The 17,422-nt window shown below is 73.5% G+C and carries 14 protein-coding genes; 6 read left to right on the top strand and 8 right to left on the bottom strand.

Annotated elements, in window-relative coordinates:
- Nucleotides 1–73 precede the first annotated feature (73 nt).
- The gene (locus ACYP53_RS24940) at nt 74–1,240 is read left to right on the top strand and encodes an agmatine deiminase family protein (RefSeq protein WP_459649037.1); all 1,167 of its coding nucleotides are present in this window, start codon (nt 74–76) and stop codon (nt 1,238–1,240) included.
- Between the two features lie 105 nt (nt 1,241–1,345).
- Here the strand turns inward: ACYP53_RS24940 and ACYP53_RS24935 are convergent, their stop codons facing one another.
- From ACYP53_RS24935 to ACYP53_RS24925, 3 genes are all read right to left on the bottom strand, one after another.
- Nucleotides 1,346–2,506: an agmatine deiminase family protein gene (locus ACYP53_RS24935; RefSeq protein WP_189922040.1), complete on the bottom strand. Its 1,161-nt coding sequence runs from the start codon at nt 2,504–2,506 to the stop codon at nt 1,346–1,348.
- Between the two features lie 51 nt (nt 2,507–2,557).
- The gene (locus ACYP53_RS24930) at nt 2,558–3,595 is read right to left on the bottom strand and encodes an agmatine deiminase family protein (RefSeq protein WP_459649036.1); all 1,038 of its coding nucleotides are present in this window, start codon (nt 3,593–3,595) and stop codon (nt 2,558–2,560) included.
- A gap of 307 nt (nt 3,596–3,902) precedes the next feature.
- Entirely contained in the window at nt 3,903–4,481 is a 579-nt protein-coding gene (locus ACYP53_RS24925; RefSeq protein WP_189922044.1) for a TetR/AcrR family transcriptional regulator, read from the bottom strand.
- A 183-nt stretch (nt 4,482–4,664) separates the two neighbouring features.
- Between ACYP53_RS24925 and ACYP53_RS24920 the strand changes: the two genes are divergently transcribed.
- The 3 genes from ACYP53_RS24920 to ACYP53_RS24910 all read left to right on the top strand — a co-directional run bounded on the left by ACYP53_RS24920 (nt 4,665) and on the right by ACYP53_RS24910 (nt 8,115).
- Nucleotides 4,665–6,461: an acyl-CoA dehydrogenase gene (locus ACYP53_RS24920; protein ID WP_189922046.1), complete on the top strand. Its 1,797-nt coding sequence runs from the start codon at nt 4,665–4,667 to the stop codon at nt 6,459–6,461.
- A gap of 66 nt (nt 6,462–6,527) precedes the next feature.
- Nucleotides 6,528–7,118 (top strand): hypothetical protein, encoded by a 591-nt coding sequence (locus ACYP53_RS24915; RefSeq protein WP_459649035.1) that lies wholly within the window; start codon nt 6,528–6,530, stop codon nt 7,116–7,118.
- Between the two features lie 13 nt (nt 7,119–7,131).
- Nucleotides 7,132–8,115, top strand: coding sequence for an aldo/keto reductase (locus ACYP53_RS24910; RefSeq protein ID WP_459649034.1), 984 nt, complete (start codon nt 7,132–7,134; stop codon nt 8,113–8,115).
- Nucleotides 8,116–8,167: 52 nt separating this feature from the next.
- Here the strand turns inward: ACYP53_RS24910 and ACYP53_RS24905 are convergent, their stop codons facing one another.
- From ACYP53_RS24905 to ACYP53_RS24890, 4 genes are read right to left on the bottom strand one after another with little or no spacing between them, the layout of a single operon-like run.
- Nucleotides 8,168–9,586, bottom strand: a complete 1,419-nt coding sequence (locus tag ACYP53_RS24905) for a patatin-like phospholipase family protein (protein WP_459649033.1) — start codon at nt 9,584–9,586, stop codon at nt 8,168–8,170.
- 3 nt (nt 9,587–9,589) lie between these two features.
- On the bottom strand, nt 9,590–10,684 hold the full coding sequence (locus tag ACYP53_RS24900) for a ComEC/Rec2 family competence protein (RefSeq protein ID WP_459649032.1): 1,095 nt from the start codon (nt 10,682–10,684) through the stop codon (nt 9,590–9,592).
- Nucleotides 10,681–13,404 (bottom strand): hypothetical protein, encoded by a 2,724-nt coding sequence (locus tag ACYP53_RS24895; RefSeq protein ID WP_459649031.1) that lies wholly within the window; start codon nt 13,402–13,404, stop codon nt 10,681–10,683. Before ACYP53_RS24895 ends, ACYP53_RS24900 begins: the two co-directional genes overlap by 4 nt.
- A gap of 41 nt (nt 13,405–13,445) precedes the next feature.
- A complete protein-coding gene (locus ACYP53_RS24890; RefSeq protein WP_459649030.1) occupies nt 13,446–14,603 on the bottom strand; it encodes an epoxide hydrolase family protein in 1,158 nt (385 codons plus the stop codon).
- 37 nt (nt 14,604–14,640) lie between these two features.
- Between ACYP53_RS24890 and ACYP53_RS24885 the strand changes: the two genes are divergently transcribed.
- Nucleotides 14,641–15,201 carry a TetR/AcrR family transcriptional regulator gene (locus ACYP53_RS24885; RefSeq protein WP_459649029.1) on the top strand — a complete coding sequence of 187 codons (561 nt, stop codon included), beginning with the start codon at nt 14,641–14,643 and terminating at the stop codon, nt 15,199–15,201.
- Nucleotides 15,202–15,282: 81 nt separating this feature from the next.
- Here ACYP53_RS24885 and ACYP53_RS24880 read toward each other — a convergent pair whose 3' ends face one another.
- Nucleotides 15,283–16,041, bottom strand: a complete 759-nt coding sequence (locus tag ACYP53_RS24880) for a helix-turn-helix transcriptional regulator (protein ID WP_189922062.1) — start codon at nt 16,039–16,041, stop codon at nt 15,283–15,285.
- Nucleotides 16,042–16,308: 267 nt separating this feature from the next.
- Here ACYP53_RS24880 and ACYP53_RS24875 point away from each other — a divergent pair, with 267 nt between their 5' ends.
- Nucleotides 16,309–17,376 (top strand): LuxR C-terminal-related transcriptional regulator, encoded by a 1,068-nt coding sequence (locus ACYP53_RS24875; RefSeq protein WP_459649028.1) that lies wholly within the window; start codon nt 16,309–16,311, stop codon nt 17,374–17,376.
- Nucleotides 17,377–17,422: the final 46 nt, after the last annotated feature.

Here is a 17,422-nt window from a genome sequence, read left to right as displayed (position 1 = left end):
GTGCCGCGCCGGACCCTGACCCTCCAGTCAGTAGCCTGCGGAGCCGGACCAGACACCTACCGGAAGAGGCCCCATGGCTCACCCCCGGCCGTCCCGCCGTTCGATCCTGCAGTCCGGCGCCGCGCTCGCCGCACTGGCCCTGACCGGCGGCTGCTCCTCCGACGGCGGCGGGGAGGAGCCGCCCGGCCCGAGCGCCACGGCCCCGGGCGCGGCCGCCTCCGGCAGCCCGGCGGCCGGCCGGTGGGCGATGCCGGCCGAGTCCGCCCCGCACACCCGCACCTTCATGGCCTGGCCGGCGCTGGAGGAGGTGTGGGGCGACCAGCTGGCCGGCGTCCGGCAGGACATCGCGGGCCTCGCCCAGGCCGTCGCCGGCTTCGAGCCGGTGGTCCTGCTGGCCCGCCCGGACCAGGCCGACCAGGCCCGGCAGGCCTGCGGCACCTCGGTGGAGGTGCTGGAGCTGACGGTCGACGACCTGTGGGCCCGGGACACCGGCCCGACCTTCGTCACCGGGCCGCAGGGGCTCGCCGGGGTCGACTTCGACTTCAACGGCTGGGGCGGCAAGCAGACCCACGCCAACGACGCCAAGGTCGCCCGCTACCTCCTCGACCACTACCGGATCACCCGCGTCCAGGCGCCGATCACCGGCGAGGGCGGCGGCATCGAGGTCGACGGCGACGGCACGCTGATGGCCACCGAGAGCTCCTGGGTCAACGACAACCGCAACCCCGGGAAGTCCCGCGACCGGATCGAGGCGGACCTCAAGGAACTGCTCGGCGTGGAGAAGGTGATCTGGTTCAAGGGCGTCGCCGGTCAGGACATCACCGACTGCCACGTGGACGCCCTCGCCCGCTTCGTCGAGCCCGGCACCGTCGTCCTGCACCGCCCCACCGCCGACACCCCGCCGGACGTCTGGACCACCGCCTCCGCCCAGGCCCTGGAAGTGCTGGGCTCCACCACCGACGCCAAGGGCCGCACGCTCAAGGTGGTCGACCTCCCCGAGCCCGACGTCGAGCGGATCCCGGGCGCGGGCAAGAACTTCCTCGCCACGTACATCAACTACTACGTCTGCAACGGCGGCGTCATCGTGCCGCGCTTCGGCGACCAGGCCGCCGACGACCGGGCTGCGGGCATCCTCGGCGACCTCCACCCCGGCCGGAAGGTCACCCAGGTCTCCATCAACCACATCGCCGCGGGCGGCGGCGGCATCCACTGCGCCACCCAGCAGCAGCCCGCCGGGTGAGCCCGCCGGGGCCGGGCCCGGTCCGCCGACCGGCCCGGCCCCGAACGGACCCGCCCCGAACGGAGGCCGGGCCCGGGGAACGCTCCGGGCCCGGCCTCCGTTCGGTCAGCCGAGGGCGGGGATGTCGTGGGTGGCGCAGTGGATGCCGCCCCCGCCGGCGGCGATCGCGTCGATCTTGACCGGGACGATCTCCCGGCCCGGGAAGTACTGCTTCATGATCTGCTGCGCCCGCTCGTCGGCCCGGGCGTCGCCGAACTTCGGCAGGTAGACGCCCTTGGTGCCGATGTAGAAGTTCATGTACGAGGAGACGAAGGCGTCACCGCGCCCGGTGATCCTGTCCGGGTCCGGCTGCTGGAGCTCCACCACCTGCAGCTTCCTGCCGGTCGCGTCGGTGGCGTCCTTCAGGACCGAGCGGGCCTGGTCGGCCGAGCGGGACCAGACGTCCGGCGGGGTGCCCGGGAAGGCCTGGTCGAGCAGCACCACGCCGGGGGCGACGAAGCGGGTCAGGCAGTCGACGTGGGCGTCGGTGATGTCCTTGCCCTTGACGCCCGCCAGCCAGATCACCTTGGTCACGCCGAGCACCTTCCTGAGCTCCGCCTCGACCTGGTCCCGGCTCATGCCAGGGTTGCGGTTGTCGTTGACGACCGAGCTCTCGGTCACCATCAGGGTGCCCTGGCCGTCGGTCTCGAAGGAGCCGCCCTCGGCGACCAGCCGGGTCTCGATCCGCTCCACGCCGTACTTCGCCAGCACCGTCCGGGCGACCTTGGAGTCGTTGCCGCGCTGCTGCTTGCCGCCCCAGCCGTTGAAGTTGAAGTCGACGCCCTTGACCTTGCCGCCCTCCTCGACGAAGACCGGCAGGGTGTCCCGGGCCCACAGGTCGTCGACGGCGATCGGCACGACCTCGACGGCCGAGCCGCAGGCCTTCTGCGCGGCGTCCTTCTGCTCGGGGCGGGCCATCAGGACGACCGGCTCGCGCGCCGCGATGGCCTGGGCCAGGCCGGCCACGTCCCGGCGGACGTCCGCGAGCTGGTCGCCCCAGACGGACTCGGAGGCGGGCCAGGACATCACCGTGCGCAGGTGCTTGTCCCACTCGGCGCCGAAGCGGCGCGGGCCGGGGGTGCCGCCGGGCTGGGGCGGCACGGCGCCCTCCGGGTCCTCGATGCCAGTGGGGTCGCAGGCGGTGAGGCCGAGGGTGAGGGCGCCGACACCGAGGCCGGCACCGGCGAGGGAGCGCAGCAGGGTACGGCGGGGCAGGGCGTTGGTCATCCGGGAACTCCAGCTGAGGGTCTGGGTGGTGGACAGGGTTTGAAGACGGGCCTACGGCAGCGGCTCGTGCATGGTCGAGCAGTGGATGCCGCCGCCCCCGGCCATCAGGCGGTCGACGTCGAGCTGCACCACCTCGCGGCCGGGGAACGCCGCGGCGAGCGCGTCCCGGGCCGCGGCGTCCTTGTGGGCGTCGCCGAACTGGGCGGTGATGACGCCGCCGTTGACGAGGTGGAAGTTGAGGTAGGAGTCGACGAACTTGGAGCTGCGGGAGCGGACGGTGTCCGGGCCGTGCACGGGGACGACCTGGAGCCTGCGCCCCCGGGCGTCGGTGGCGGCGGAGAGGATCGCGAACTGCTCGCGGGCGTCCCGCGCCCAGGCGTCGTTGCGGTCGGGCGGCGGCAGCTGCACCATCACCACGCCGGGGCGGATGAAGCGGGAGGTGACGTCCACGTGGTCGTCGGTGATGTCCTGGCCCTTGATGCCCGGCAGCCAGATCATGGTGTCGGCGCCGTAGGCCTCCAGGACGGCCTCCTCGATCTCGTCCCGGCTCATGCCGCGGTTGCGGTTCTTGTTGACCAGGCTGCTCTCGGTGGCCATCACCGTGCCGTCGCCGTCGGTCTCGATCGCGCCGCCCTCGCCGACGAAGTCCGCGTAGCTGTGGCGCAGGCCCCGCCGGGTGGCGATCAGCTCGGCGGCCCGGGCGTCGTCGTGGTGCACCTGCTTGTTGCCCCAGCCGTTGAAGTTGAGGACGACGGCGTCCAGGCCGCCGTAGCCGTCCCGGCGGAAGACCGGTGCGATGTCGCGCATCCAGAGGTCGTCGGTGGGGACGGCGGTGATCACCTCCACCCGGGGGCCGCACCGGTCCTGGGCCTTGCCCGCGGTCCTGTCGTCGGGGGCGCACATGACCACCGGCTCGAACTCGGCGATCGTCCGGGCGATCAGGGCGATGTCCTCCTGGACGCCGCCCAGCCGCAGGCCCCACACGCCCCGGCGGGAGGGCCAGGACATCCAGGTCCGCGCGTGCGGGACGTCGTCCGCCGGCACCCAGGGGTACGGCTCGGTGGAACGGTCATCGCGGTAGTGGGTCATGAGGGCCTCCAGATCGTGCGACGGTGCCGGGAGGGGTGCATGGCCGCCAGGTCCACTCTTCGCGCCGGGGCAGACCGGCGCACCACGGGGGAGGGACCGGCGGGAGCGCCCCGCCTGCCCGTTCAGGCTCGCACTGACTGAAAAGTCAGTCAAACTCGCGGGCGTGGCGTCACGCATCCTCGACGCCGAGGGTGCGGAGCGTGACGCCGACCGGCGCAAGCGTGGGGATTCCGTGCGGATTCCGCGTGACCGGGAACCGGTCCTGGCCGCCGAAAACGCGGGATCCGGCCCAGGAAGCGGACCCGGCTCAGGAGCCGAGCCGGGCCACCTCGGCGTCGATCGCGTCGGCCAGCAGCGTCCGGGCGTGCGCCAGCGGGAGGCTGCCGCTGAGCCAGCGGGTACTCAGCCCCTCCAGCAGCGCGGTCAGCCGCTCCGCCGCACCGGCCAGCGCGACCGCCGAGGACATCGGCCGCACCACGCCGAGCAGTTCGGCGATCTCCTGCACCCAGATCCGGGTGGCCCGCGCCAGGTCCTCGCGCAGCGTCTCGTCGAACACCGCGCTCGCCCGCAGCTCACCCCAGGCGGTGCTGTTCTCCCGCACCTCGACGGTGTCCTGGAGCTCCAGCAGCAGCGTCTGCTCCAGCTCCTCACGCGGAGTCGGCGGCGGCGCGTCGGCGGGGCGCTCGGTCGTGTAGCGCTCCGCCCGGTCGTTGATGAACTCCAGGGTCTGACGGAGGATCCCCGTACGGTCCTTGAAGTGGTAGTAGATGAGCGCGGTCGACACACCCGCCTCGGCCGCGAGCTCTTCCACCCGCAGCCCGCGCACGCCGCGCCGGGCGATCACCCGTGCCGCTGCTTCCAGGATCGACGTTTTACGACTGGCCACGATCGACCACCTTACCCGGGCACCCCGGCACGATCGGCACCGCGTCTGAGGAACCGGTCAGCCGGGGCGCGTGGAGACGGCGGCCGGACGGGGTGTCGGTGGCCCGGCGGACGGGAAGATCCCCGCTGCCCGTACGGTGCCCCTGCCCCTGCCCCTGCCCCTGCTGCGATCGGATGCCCGGCCTTGGACTCCCTGCTGCTCTCCCGCCGCGACCTCGACTTCCTGCTGCACGACTGGCTGGACGTCACCGCGCTGACCAGGCGCGCCCGCTTCGCCGACCACGACCGGTCCACCTTCGACGCGGTGCTGGACCTCAGCGAGACCGTCGCGACCCGGCACTTCGCCCCGCACAACAAGAAGAACGACGCCGAGGAGCCGCGCTTCGACGGCGAGCGGGTGCACCTCGTCCCGGAGGTGGCGCAGGCCCTGGCGGTGCACGCCGAGGCCGGCTTCATCGGCGCGGCCATGGACGAGGAGATCGGCGGGCAGCAGCTGCCCCACGTGGTCGCCAACGCCTGCCGGGCCTGGTTCCAGGCCGCGAACATCGCCACCGCCTCGTACCCGCTGCTCACCGTCGGCAACGCCAACCTGCTGCTGGCGCACGGCAGCCGGGAGCAGGTCGACACCTATGTGCGGCCGATGGTCGAGGGCCGCTTCTTCGGCACCATGTGCCTGTCCGAGCCGCAGGCCGGCTCCTCGCTGGCGGACATCACCACCCGGGCGGTGCCGCAGCCGGACGGCGGCTTCCGGCTCTTCGGCACCAAGACCTGGATCTCCGGCGGCGACCACGAGCTCGGCGAGAACATCGTCCACCTGGTGCTGGCGAAGATCCCCGGCGGTCCGGCGGGGGTGAAGGGCATCTCGCTCTTCATCGTGCCCAAGTTCCTGGTCCGCCCGGACGGCACGGCGGGGGAGCGCAACGACGTGGTGCTCGCCGGCCTCAACCACAAGATGGGCTACCGCGGCACCACCAACGCCCTGCTCAACTTCGGCGAGGGCCGGCACACCCCCGGCGGCGCCCCGGGCGCGGTGGGCCACCTGGTCGGCGAGGCCCACCACGGGCTCGCGTACATGTTCCACATGATGAACGAGGCCCGGATCGGCGTCGGCCAGGGCGCCACCGCCCTCGGCTACACCGGCTACCTGCACGCCCTCGACTACGCCCGCACCCGCCCGCAGGGCCGCCCGCTCGGGGGCAAGGACCCGGCCGCGCCGCAGGTGCCGATCATCGAGCACCCGGACGTGCGCCGGATGCTGCTCGCGCAGAAGAGCTACGTCGAGGGCGCGCTCGCCCTCGGCCTGTACTGCAGCCGGCTGCTCGACGAGGAGGCCACCGCCGAGCGGGAGGACGACCGCGCCCGGGCCCACCTGCTGCTGGACGTCCTGACGCCGATCGCCAAGAGCTGGCCCTCGCAGTGGTGCCTGGCCGCCAACGACCTCGCCATCCAGGTCCACGGCGGCTACGGCTACACCCGGGAGTACGACGTCGAGCAGTTCTACCGCGACAACCGGCTCAACCCGATCCACGAGGGCACCCACGGCATCCACGGCCTCGACCTGCTCGGCCGCAAGGTCGTCATGGACGGTGGCGCCGGGCTGCGGCTGCTCCTCGACACCCTGGCGGAGACCACGCTGCGGGCCCGGGCCGCCGGGGGCGAGGCTGCCGGGCTCGCCGATCGGCTGGACGCGGCTGCGGCCCGGGTGGCCAGGACCACCGCCGTGCTCTGGTCCACCGGGGACCCGGCGACCGCGCTGGCCAACGCCACCGTCTACCTGGAGGCCGTCGGCCACGTGGTGCTGGCCTGGATCTGGCTGGAGCAGTACCTCGCCCTCGGCGGCGGCACGGACGCCTTCCGGGAGGGCAAGCGGCAGGCCGCCCGCTACTTCTTCACCGTCGAACTCCCGCGCACCGGGCCGCAGTTCGACCTGCTGGACAGCCTGGACCGGACCGCCGCGGAGTGCCGCCCCGAGTGGTTCTGAGGAATCGGTGCCCCACCCTGGCCGCTGCCTCCCCGGATCGGCGGCGGCCCCGGGTCACCCTCAACGATGATCTTTGTACTGATCGTCATCACCACCGTGGTGGCGGCCTGGTCGCTGGTCGCCGGACGGCTGGAGACGTGGCACGTCCGGGCGCCGCTGGTACTGGTGCTCGCGGGGGTCCTCACCGGGGTGTTCACCCACAGCCACCTCGCCGCCACCATCAACTCCGAAGTCGCCCAGCACGTGGCCGAGGTCATCCTGGCCGTCCTGCTGTTCGTCGACGCCACCGAACTGCCCGGCGGACGGCTGTTCGGCAACGACCCCGCCTCGGTGGCCCGGGTGCTGCTGGTGGCGATGCCGCTGAGCCTGCTGGCAATGGTCCTGCTCGGCGCGCTCGGACCGCGCGGCACCACCTCCATCGTCTTCGGCCTGCTCGCCTTCAACGGCCTCCCGGACGGGCTCTACGTCGTCCTCGCCCTGGACACCATGACGCTCACGGTGGCCGGCAGCGTGGTGCTCCACGGGGCCGGCTGGGTGGCCATCACCCGGCTGCTGCACGGCCCGGCCCCCGCCGCCGCCGAGGCCGGCGGTGCCGCCGCGGCGGGTGCGGCGGCCGCGCCGTCCGCGGGCCGGGAAGACGGGAAGGGCGGCGGATGAGAGGGTCGTCCCCATGGAACAGCGTGTACTCGGCCGCACCGGACGGCCCGTATCGATCATCGGACTCGGCACCTGGCAACTCGGCGCGGACTGGGGGGACGTCCGGGAGGAGGACGCCCTGGCCGTGCTGGAGGCCTCCGTGGCGGACGGCGTCACCCTCTTCGACACCGCCGACGTCTACGGCGACGGCCGCAGCGAGCGGCTGATCGGCCGCTTCCTCAAGGAACGCCCGGACGCGGAGGTGTTCGTCGCCACCAAGTTCGGACGCCGGGTCGAGCAGCGGCCCGAGCACTACCGCCTCGACAACTTCCGCGCCTGGGTCGACCGTTCCCGGGCCAACCTGGGCGTCGACCGGCTCGACCTGGTGCAGCTGCACTGCCCGCCGACGCCGGTCTACTCCTCGGACGAGGTGTTCGACGCCCTGGACACCCTGGTGGCCGAGGAACGGATCGCCGCGTACGGGGTGAGCGTGGAGACCTGCGCGGAGGCGCTGACCGCGATCGCCCGCCCGGGCGTCGCCAGCGTGCAGATCATCCTGAACGCCTTCCGCCTCAAGCCGCTGGAGCGGGTGCTGCCCGCCGCCGAGGCGGCCGGGGTCGGGATCCTGGCCCGGGTGCCGCTGGCCTCGGGGCTGCTCTCCGGCCGCTACAGCGAGCGCACCGTCTTCGCGCCCGACGACCACCGCAGCTACAACCGCCACGGCGAGGCCTTCGACCAGGGCGAGACCTTCTCCGGGGTGGACTTCGCGACCGGCGTCGAGGCGGCCGCGGAGTTCGCCGCCCTCGCCCCGGAGGGCGCCACCGCGGCGCAGACCGCGCTGCGCTGGATCGTCCAGCAGCCGGGGGTGACGACGGTGATCCCCGGCGCCCGCAACGTGGCGCAGGCCCGCGCCAACGCGGCCGCCGCCGAGCAGGCGCCGCTGCCGCCGACCACCCTGGCGGCCGTGCGGGAGCTCTACGACCGCCGGATCCGGCCGCAGGTGCACGACCGCTGGTGACGGCGGTGCGCGTACGCCCGTGACGTCCCGGCGGCGCGGTGGCGCGGCGGCGTCAACCCGCGCCGCCGGGACGGGTGGTGAGGTCGAGGAAGCGGTCGCGGTCGGGCAGGGTGGCCGGCAGCGGGTAGTCCAGCAGGACGTGCAGGTTGCAGGCGGCGAGGACGTAGGAGTGCAGCAGCAGGTCCGCGGTGCGGTCGGCGCCGAGCTTGCGCAGCACGGTCGGGGTGGTGCGGCTCCTGGTCGTGAGCTCGTCCCAGCGGGCGCGCCGGCCCGGGTCGTCGCCCAGCAGCTCCAGCACCTCCTTGGCCCGGGCGGCCCGGGCGGCGCGGTCCGCGTCGTCGGCCCCGGCACCCCCGCCGGCCGCGTCGGCCGCGCGCGCGTACGCGTCGGCCACCCGGTACGGCGACTGCGCGATGTGGACCAGCGCACCGGTCGGCCCGCCGGTCAGCCCGGCCCGGGCGGACCACCGGACCAGCTCACTGCGCCGCAGGCTGGTGCCGACGTCGTACATCACGCTCTTGATCCGGACCAGCGCGAGCAGTTCGCCGACCGCGGGGACCCACGAGGAGCGGAACGGCTTCCAGGTCATTCCGGCCGAGGCGTTGACCACGACGATCTCGTCCAGCTCGTAGTCGACCTGCGGGTGGTCGGGGCGCCGCACCCGCTCGGCCAGCCCCACCAGCCACTGGTCGGCCATGTTGTCGTACACCCCGCCGTCGGTGAGCACCAGGTCGGCGGCCGGCCCGGCGGGCCCGGCGGGCGGCGGGAAGCGGTGGCGGGCCGTGGGGAGCCGGCGGACGGCGAAGGCGCCCGGCAGACAGGCCGAGGCCTGGACCGCCGTGGACAGCGGGAGACCGCCCGGCACGCCGGTGCCGAAGCGGAACCCGTAGACGAACCCGGGCGAGAAGTAGAAGTGGTCGCCGCTCTGCAACTCGGTGGTGCAGAAGACGTGGTCGACGGAGCGTCGCACGGCGGAGAGCTCCGTCGGGCGGCCGTCGCGGTGGAAGAACGCCCCGGCCAGCGCCCGGTCCACGACGGCGCTGCGCCGCCCGAACACCGCCAGCGCCCCGACCAGGAGCAGCAGCCCCGCGCCCAGCAGCACACCGGCGAGCAGCCGCAGACCGTCCACCGCGGTGACCACGACCCCGGCGAGCAGGGTGGCCAGCGCCAGCGCGGCGAGGGCGAACAGCGAACGCACGTACCGGTTGGTCGACGGCCCCCAGAAGAACAGGCCGGTACGGGCGCAGTGGTGGACCAGCGGGCGGACCCGCTCGGCGAACCCCTCACCCGGGTCCTGCCGGAAGTCGGTCTCGTGGGCGACCACCCCGTTGGCGACCGAGCCGCCGGACACCGAGGAGATCGCCACCACGTCCTTGTTCCGGCCGTGCTCGGCGAGGTACAGCAGGGCGCCGAGGCCCCACATGGTGGCGCGGTAGCCACCGCCGGACAGGGCGACTCCGATGCGGGCCATGACTCAGACCTCCACGGTCGTGCCGACCGCCGACGTCGCCGGGTAGACCGCGGTGTAGCGGCGCTCCTGCTGGAGCGCGGCGTCGGCCCAGGGTTCCGTCGTCGGGCTGCGGTAGTTGAAGACGATCTCGGCGGTCCCGGCGCCGCGGCTCCCGGCCGTGATCATCCGGTCGACCGCCGCCTTGTCGGGGTGCTTGAAGACGGCGCCGTTGGTCGAGACGAGGAAGCGGCGGGTGTCCAGCCGGGACAGCAGGCCGTCGGTGTTGTTGGCCGCGCTGCCGTGGTGCGGGACCTTCAGGGCGTCGACCGTCACCGTGTCGCCGCCGCGCTGCGCCATCAGCCGGTCCAGGCCGCGCCCGAGCACGTCCCCGTGGCTGTCGCCGGTGAGCAGCAGCCGGTGCCCGTCGTGCTCCAGCAGGAAGGCGATGCTGGAGCCGTTGGGGATCGAGGTGTCCGGCCGCTCGCCGCCGAGCAGGTCGTGGGCCAGGCCGCGCAGCCGCTTGCTCTCGGCCAGCAGAGCCAGGGCCTGGTCGGGGTTGCCGGGGGTCATTCCGAGGCTGCGCACCGTCTTTCCCCATTCCCCCATCAGCTTGTCCAGCTCGGGGCGACCGGGGGAGAGCAGGGTCGCCCGGGCGCCGCCGGGCAGTTCGGCGGTCGGCAGGTCCCCGGTAGCGGGGAGACAGAGGGCGTGCGGCGGGTCGCCGGGCGGGGACTTCCCGAAGGAGGCGTTCCAGGACAGCTGCTGGCGGTCGATCATCGCCTGGACCATCTCGCCCTGGGCGGGGCCGAGCAGGTCGGCCTCCTCGAAGATCTGCGGCCAGCCGTTGAACCAGACGTCGTCGATGGCCAGGCCGAGTTTGGGGCGGTCCAGCAGGAGGCGCACGACGCCCTCGATGTGGTCGGCGTCCACATGGGTCACGACCAGGACGTCCAGGTGGCGGCTGCCGGCCGGCAGCGCCTTCACCTTCTCGAAGACCGCCCGGTAGACCGTGCTCGGGCCGCCGTCGACCAGCATCCGGTGGACGTCCGTACCGCTGCCGGGCCACTCGACCCACAGCGCGTCGCCGTGCGCGGCGGGCAGCATCTCGATGGTGATCACGGCGTGCCTCCCGGTGGAGTGTCGGTGACGGCCCCCCGGTTGCCGACCAGCCAGCGGGCGTCACCGAAGGCCACCACCGCCATGGCGAGCGTGCAGCCCCTGAGCAGCAGCTGCCGCCGGATGTCGCGTACCAGCTCGCCGATGCTCAGGTCCTGGCGGGTGTTCCCGGCGAGCATCCCGCCGGCGATGCTCGCCATCACCGTCGCCTGGCGGCCGAGAGTCGGGACGAGCGTCCCGACCACCACCGGGGCGCTCTTCTCCAGGAACCGCGCCGCCACGTTCTGCCAGCTGATGTCCTCCTGCGCGGTGTTGCAGCCGAGCAGCATGACCACCGGGCCGACCTCGTGGTCGTGCCGGTCGGAGACGATGTGCCGGCGGTCGATCAGGAGCGACGGCAGCTCGCTCTGCTTGCCGATCACCAGGACCGGGATGCCTCCGGCGTCATGGGTGTTGTGGGGAACGGCCAGCAGCAGCGGGGGGCCTTCCGCCTCGACCACCGTCAGCCAGTGCCGCCAGCTCTCGGCCCGGTGCAGGGCGGTGCCGCCGAGGGAAGCCAGCAGGGCCTGGACGGCCTGGTCCAGGTCGGGCTTACGGCACTTCCGGCTCGCCGCGAACAGGGCGCTGTCGACCGGGCGCAGGGTGCTGCGGGTGCCCTGCGGGGCCTGTTCCACCACGGTGCGGTCGAGCCCGGCGCGTTCCACCCGGCGCTCGATCACCATCCGCAGACCCCAGAAGCCGAGCGGGCAGATCGTCCGGTGGCCGTGCTCGGGACCGCCGTCGGACGCGCAGCAGGCGCAGGTGCCGGTCTCCAGGCCCTGCCGCCACCCGGCGCAGAGGGCAGCGGTGTCGAGGGGATAGCCGTGGTCGTAGACGAACTCCAGCGGCCAGAGCTCGGCCGCCTCGGTCGAGACCAGCTGCAGCGCGACGGCGTCCTTCAGGTCGCCGAACCCCGAGTCGTCCAGCTTGCGGTAGAGGGCGCTGCCCTGTTGGGCGAGGCCGAGGAGCAGCCGGAGCGGGGCTGGTGCGTCGGGCCCGACGGCGGCGGCGTCCTTGTTCACGGAGTCACCGAGCAGTTCCCGGACCCTGGCCCGGAACGTGCCGAGCTCCGAGATCCGCACCCGGTTGTTCTCCCCGACGCCGACCACCAGTTCGCTGTCGCTCTCGATCCGGATCGTCTCCGAGCGGGTCGCCGCGGCCTGGTCGGGCTGGGGCTGCGGCGCGGCGAGCACGTCGAAGGCCTCGGTGTTGACCGCGATCTCCCGTCCGTCGACCGCCTCGTCGGACGCGGCGACGGGGCCGGTGATCACCAGCCGCTGCAGCTGGCGCTTGCGGTAGAAGACGCGGGCCGTGCAGCGGATCGTCCGCTCCCGCGCGCGGACCTCGACCGGGAAGACGGCCTCGCTGGACGCGCCGCGCGGCGGCAGGAAGACCTTCACCGGATCGTGGAGGGAGGCCTCGTCCCGCTCCTCGTCGAAGGTGACCGTGAGCCGCGCCGCCCCGCCCTTGAACTCCAGGCCCTGCTCGGGAAAGGCAGCCGTCGTCCGCCGCCACTCGGCGCTCTCCGGCCCCACCCGGATATGGATGTCGTTGGTCGCGTCGGGACGGAAGGCGTGCCGACGTGGGGTGCCCGTACCTCCGTCGGTGACGGACGCCTGGAGGTAGCGGTCCTCGGCGGGGGCGGTCGCCGCCTGGGCACTGCGGACCTTCCGGCCGGCGGCCGTCTTCTCGCTGAGCCTCGGCCGGGCGGACCGGACGGCGGCGCCGAGGCGGCTCCCGGCCTGGCTGAGGACCCTGGCGGCGCCCCGCAGCCGGCCGGAGGGCCCGGAGAAGCCGGACCCCTCCCCGCGGAGGTAGGCATCCGATGGCGCCGGAGGGAGGTTCGGCAGCGGGGGATTCGCGGTCCCACCGGCCGGTGTGTCCCTGAGCGCCGCGTGGAACTCCATTTCGTAGGGGTGGACCACCGTCAGCCAGGAGCCCGCGTGGTCGGCCGCCTCGTCGAGGGCGGGGTTCTCGCTGAGACTGCGGACGAACCGGGCGAGCCAGTCGGCGGCGTCGGTGTCCGAGAGGTCCGCGACGACCCAGCCGGTGGCGTCGAGGTGGCGCGCGGTCACCGCGAGTCGGGCCAGTTGGTGCGGATCGGGCAGCTGGGAGGCGCACCAGACCAGACCGGTGACACTGAGGCCGCTGTCGGTCGACAGCGTGTCGAGGTCGGCGGTGTCGGAGACGGCCAGGAGGTCGCAGTCCTCGTCCGGTTCGCCGAGGGGGTGCGCGTCGATCCCTCGCGCGACTTCCTGGGCAAGGCCGCCGAACAGCTCCTCGGCGGCCTGCGGGGTGACGGCGCGGACCCGCAGCGGCCACTGCCAGTTCGGCTCCGGCCGCAGGGTGTGGTCCGCGATGACGATTGCGCCGATCTCGGGGCGCGCCTGCGCCAACCGCGTCATCAGCACGTGCCGCTTCGTGCGCGGCACCCCGTACAGGGCCAGCCGCACCGGATCGGGGTCGCGCTCCGCGGCCTCGACCCAGCTCCGGCTCAGGTTTGCCTGCAGTTCGGCGTCAGCGGTGAGCCGGTCCAGGAGACCGGGGGACCAGCGCCAACGCCAGGGCCGCCCCGGATCCGGGGGCTCGATCGAGGCGCGCCCGCCTCCGACCCGCCGGCCCAGCACGCCCACGGCCGCGAGGGCCTCCGGGGCGATGGAGCGGAGGTCGTACTGCTGTGCCATGGGAGACCTCGGCAAGGACTCCGGGGGAGGTCGGCCACCGCTCAGGTCGCTCTCCCGGCCCCTCCACTCTGCCACGGATCGGGCGCGGCGGGGAGGGTGGCCGGCTGGTGCCGTGACCACGAACGTTCACGGTGGCGGCTGCCACGCCGTGGGCCGTTCCGGGCGCCCAGCTCGACCGCGCGGTGTACGTCGGCGGCGTAAGCCTCGGGCTGTTCCCAGGCTGCGAAGTGGCCGCCGGCACGGTGTTCCACGTAGTCGCAGACGTTCAGGAACGCCTCGGCGTAGCTGCGGGGTTCCGGTTTGATGTCGCGCGGGAACACGGAGAGCACGGTCGGAGTGTCGATCCGGTCAGGGAGGACGGCCGGTTCGACATAGGTGGTGAAGGATGTGCCGATCGTGCCGGTGACCCAGTAGGCGGTGACCCAGGTGAGAAGGTCGTCCGGCGTGAAGGCCGACTCGTCGGACCAGGACTCCAGTTTCTCGATGATCCAGGCCGCGAGGCCGGCGGGTGAGTCGCCGAGGGCGACGGCGAGTGTGTTCGGCCGCGTGGACTGCTCCGCGATGTACCCGCCCTCGGTCCGGAACCACTGCGCCGACCGGCGGAGGTAGGCCGCCGCGTCGGGCGCGAGCTTCGCCGGGTCCGCCGTGAGCGCACGCTGCGGGGCGATGTTCGTGAGGTGCAGGGCGGCCACCCGGTCCGGGTGTTCGGCCGCGAGGAGTTCCGCGACGGTGCCACCCACATCGCCGCCGGACACCGTGTACCGCGAGTAACCGAGTTCGTCCAGAGCGTCCGCGACGATCCCGGCGATCCGGTTGACGGACATGCCGGGAGTGGTGAGCGGGGGCGCGAACGGGAAGCCCGGCAGTGCGGGAACCACCACGTGCATGTCCGCGAGCAAGGGCAGGACACGCTCGAACCGCAACACCGAGTCCGGCCAGCCATGGAGCAGCACGACAACCGGAGCACCGGGACTCGCGGACCTCTGGTGGATCACCCGCAGGTCGGTGTCGCCTGCCCGCACCGTCGCCCAGGGGAACTCGCTGATGCGGCGCTCGTGCACGCCCCAGTCGTACCCGTTCACCCAGCGTTCGAGCAGTTCGTCGAGGTGGGTGCCGCCGATGCCGCGCGTCCCGTCGTCACTCCACGGGGTCGCGACACGCCGCGTTCGCCGGAGTCGTTCCCGCATCTCGTCATTCATGTGTATCAGCGTACACATGATGTGTATGCTCGTACACATGAATTCGCGCAATGCTGCCGCCACCAGGCAGCGGATCCTGGAACACGCGCAACGCCAGTTCGCCCAGCACGGGTACGCGGCGATCACGGTCAAAGGCGTGGCCGACGCGGCCGGGGTGTCGCCCAACCTCATCACGCGCTACTTCGGCGGCAAGGACGGCCTTTTCCTGGCGGCAACCCGGGTGGAGATCCCGGTCTCCACCTCCTTCGACGGCGACCGTTCCGCGCTGGGTTCGCGCCTTGCGGCGAGCATCGTCCAGCGCTGGTTCGGCGCACCCGGAGAGGATCCACTGCTCGTGCTGCACCGCGCGTCCGGCGAACGCCCGGAGGCAGCGGAGGCGCTGGCCGCCTTCCTCGACACGCACTCACTGGAGCCGCTGCACCGCTACCTGCGCGACAGCGGCCTGGACGACGCGGACGCCCGCAGCCGAGCCGCAGCGATCGACGCCTTCGTGCTCGGCGTCTCGACCCGCCGCCGGGTCCTACGTTCCGAACTCGGCGACCCCGCCGATCTCCAAGCCTGGCTGAGCGCCACCATCCAACGCCTCGCCGACGGGTGAGCACGACAGCAAGAAGTACTGGGACTCCGCTTCCGGTCAGCACCTGCGGTGCGGTCGTCGGCGTCTGTCCGACCATCGCGGTCACGGTACTGGCAGGCTGAAGGTCGAACGGTCGACCACCGTCGGCCAGGGGCCGCCGGGGGCCGGCCGGTTCGCCGTGAGGCCGTGGCGTTCGGCCAGTACGCCCGCCTGGAAGCGGCTCTCGGCGCCCAGCGCGCTGTACAGGCCGGCGATGTGGCGGCGGCAGTTGCGCAGGGAGAGGCCGAGCCGGCGGGCGATGACCTCGTCCTTCAGCCCGTCGGCCAGCAGCCGCAGGATGGTGGTGCGCAGTTCGTCGGAGACGGCGCGGGCGGCGGCCGGTCCGCTGCGGAAGGCGGCGCCCTGGTGCCAGAGCGTCTCGAAGGAGTCGGCGAGGTGGGCCACCACGGAGGGCTGGGTCACCAGGACCAGTCCGGCGGCCCGTTCACGCTCCGGCAGGAAGACGCACTCCCGGTCGACGACCAGCATGGCGCCGCAGCTCTCCCCGGTGGTCCGTACCTCGGCGCCGACGCCCGCGGCGGTCCGGGCCTGGTGCTGGGTGGTGAGGTGGAACCGGGCGGGGTGCTGGTGGACGATCCGGGTGCGTGAGGCGGGCCGGCCGCGGGGGAGACCGGTGAGCACCAGCTCGGCCAGCGCCGCGCCGGTCGGGTCGCCGCCGGGGCAGCAGAGCGAGACCTCGCGGGCTCGCGCCAGCCGCTCGCGGACCGCCGTGCGCGCCGCCGTCGGATCGAGGGCGTCGTGGTGGATCCTGGGGGCGGGGGCGGTCTCCGGGGCGGGGTCGATGGAGAACCGGGTGTCCATTCCGTGGCTCCCTTGGTGGGGGTCGGGGGACGGCTCCCGCGGGGTGGGGGAGCTCGGGGAGTGCCGGTGGCCGGGCCGGGCGCGGTGAACGCGGCGCGGACCCTTCTCCGTTCTTTCCTGGCACCCCTCGTGACAGCCGGGGCGATCCGCACCGTGTCCGGTGTTCGGTGCGATGCCCTGGCGGCTGTTCGATAGTCGCCACCGCGGGCGGCGGACGCCAGGGGCCGGAGGGTGACAGGAAGATGTTGGCCGACTGAGGAGGGGTGGATGAATCCGACCAATGCGGGCACGGTTCGGCCGTCGGGGCGTGCGGCGCTGCTCGATCACGAGGCCCGGCTGGTCTACGAGTGGGCGGTGCGGCACCGGGGGTTCGAGCCCGCCGACCGGGGGCGGATCGCCGACGAGCTCGGGCTCACCGAGGCGCAGTGCCGGCGGGCCGTCGACCTGCTGGTGGCGCTCTGCCTGCTGGTCCAGCGTCCGGGGGAGGGGCCCGGCCGCCTCGCGGCGGTCGGCCCGGAGGCGGCCGCGGCGCGGCTGACCGGGCAGGCGGAGGCCCGGTTGCGGGTCGAGGAGGCCGAGTTGGGCCGCCGCCAGGCCGAACTGGCCAGGCTGCGCGCCGAGGTGGCCTCGCTGGAACCGGTGTACCACTCGCAGGGCGGCGGCTCGGACGGCTCGGTCCGGCTGCTGGAGGACCGGCACGTGGTCCGTTCGGCCCTCGACTCGGTGCTGGGCGCCGCGCGGGAGGAGGTGCTGGCGGTCCAGCCGGGCGGCGGGCATCCGAGAGCGGCCCTGGTGGAGGCGCTGCCCCGGGACCTGGACATGCTGGAGCGGGGCGTCCGGCTGCGGTGCGTCCACCAGCACCTGACCCGCTTCGACCACCCGACCCGCTCCTACACGGAACTGGTCATCGCCGCGGGGGCGGAGATCCGGACCAGGGCCGAGGTGCCGGGCCGGCTGGTCGTGGTGGACCGGACGACGGCCCTCGTACCGGCCCGGCCGGCCGGCGGCGCGGCGCTGCTGGTCCGGGAGCCGTCCCTGGTGGCGTACTTCGTCCGGCTCTTCGAGCACGAGTGGAGCCAGGCCGTTCCGTACGACACCGCGCAGACCGCGGTCCGTACGGTGTCCCGCGACGTGGAGGACGTGATCGCCGTGCTCCTCGCGGCGGGGGAGAAGGACGACACGATCGCGCGCCGGCTGGGCATGTCGACCCGCACCTGCCGGCGCCACATCGCCGAGCTGCTGCAGCGGCTCGGCGCGCAGAGCCGGTTCCAGGCCGGGGTGCTGGCCGAGCGGGAGGGGCTGACCTTCCCGGCGGACGCCACGGCGCCCTGCTGACACCGGCGGGCGCGCGGGGCGGGGGATGAGCCGGGACGGGCGGCTG

It is taken from the genome of Kitasatospora sp. Ki12, assembly GCF_054601375.1.
This window is presented reverse-complemented; position numbering and strand designations above follow the sequence as displayed.

Coding starts and splice junctions, on each gene's coding strand:
- ACYP53_RS24940 (WP_459649037.1), top strand. CDS start 74: ATGGCTCACCCCCGGCCGTCCCGCCGTTCGATCCTGCAGTCCGGCGCC.
- ACYP53_RS24935 (WP_189922040.1), bottom strand. CDS start 2,506: ATGACCAACGCCCTGCCCCGCCGTACCCTGCTGCGCTCCCTCGCCGGT.
- ACYP53_RS24930 (WP_459649036.1), bottom strand. CDS start 3,595: ATGACCCACTACCGCGATGACCGTTCCACCGAGCCGTACCCCTGGGTG.
- ACYP53_RS24915 (WP_459649035.1), top strand. CDS start 6,528: ATGATCTTTGTACTGATCGTCATCACCACCGTGGTGGCGGCCTGGTCG.
- ACYP53_RS24910 (WP_459649034.1), top strand. CDS start 7,132: ATGGAACAGCGTGTACTCGGCCGCACCGGACGGCCCGTATCGATCATC.
- ACYP53_RS24905 (WP_459649033.1), bottom strand. CDS start 9,586: ATGGCCCGCATCGGAGTCGCCCTGTCCGGCGGTGGCTACCGCGCCACC.
- ACYP53_RS24895 (WP_459649031.1), bottom strand. CDS start 13,404: ATGGCACAGCAGTACGACCTCCGCTCCATCGCCCCGGAGGCCCTCGCG.
- ACYP53_RS24890 (WP_459649030.1), bottom strand. CDS start 14,603: ATGAATGACGAGATGCGGGAACGACTCCGGCGAACGCGGCGTGTCGCG.
- ACYP53_RS24885 (WP_459649029.1), top strand. CDS start 14,641: ATGAATTCGCGCAATGCTGCCGCCACCAGGCAGCGGATCCTGGAACAC.
- ACYP53_RS24880 (WP_189922062.1), bottom strand. CDS start 16,041: ATGGACACCCGGTTCTCCATCGACCCCGCCCCGGAGACCGCCCCCGCC.
- ACYP53_RS24875 (WP_459649028.1), top strand. CDS start 16,309: ATGAATCCGACCAATGCGGGCACGGTTCGGCCGTCGGGGCGTGCGGCG.